Annotated in this window: 1 protein-coding gene and 1 rRNA gene; one reads left to right on the top strand and one right to left on the bottom strand. The window is 50.3% G+C overall.

All coding sequences use genetic code 11. From position 1 onward, the window contains the following. Nucleotides 1-232, top strand: a 232-nt coding sequence (locus tag V6F88_RS27790) for a hypothetical protein (RefSeq protein ID WP_332613520.1), incomplete at its 5' end; no start/stop codon positions are given. 308 nt (nucleotides 233-540) lie between these two features. Here V6F88_RS27790 and rrf read toward each other — a convergent pair. After that, nucleotides 541-624: ribosomal RNA gene (gene rrf / locus V6F88_RS27960) — 5S ribosomal RNA — on the bottom strand; the annotation flags it as partial.

The following is a 624-nucleotide window of genomic DNA, read 5'->3' as shown; positions in this document are numbered from 1 at the left end:
CCCGGACCTGAATCACAGTGCATCGCATCAAGCGCCCACACTTATCGGTTGTTTAATTGTTAAAGAGCGGCACTGCAAATTCGGTACTACAAACTACTTACTGCTACCTGCTGACCCTGCCAGCGCTGCGCGGCTTTCGCCTTGCGTCGCTTGCTGTTTTCAGCAGCAGAGAAACGAGATTATGAAGGGTTTTTTATCGCTTGTCAAACCAGTGTCACATCTGTTCGCTTGAAGCGGATCATCTGCTGCACTGCTCGACTTACGTAGCCTCCAGGCCTCTCACAAGCGTTTCCGCCAGCTTCCCTCTATTAGCAACTGTCGAAATATCGGGGAAGTTGCCCTGAACTTTCGGCAGTAGCCAAGCCCGCCACTATAACATCCGTTCTACAAGTTATGCAACCGGCTATTGCCCACTTTGCACTGGCTTGCACGCTGCTGTTTTCTGAATTTCTTCGTCCTACAGCTGCGAGAAGTATAGCTTCTCACTTATATAGAAAACAAAACCCCACAGGATTACCTGTGGGGTTTTGCGCAATAAAAGCCTGACGATGACCTACTTTCACAGACGTCCGTCCACTATCATCGGCGCGAAGGCGTTTCACTGTCCTGTTCGGGATGGGAAGG

Source organism: Achromobacter sp. ESBL13 (assembly GCF_036668755.1).
Lineage (GTDB): Bacteria > Pseudomonadota > Gammaproteobacteria > Burkholderiales > Burkholderiaceae_B > Achromobacter.
This window is presented reverse-complemented; position numbering and strand designations above follow the sequence as displayed.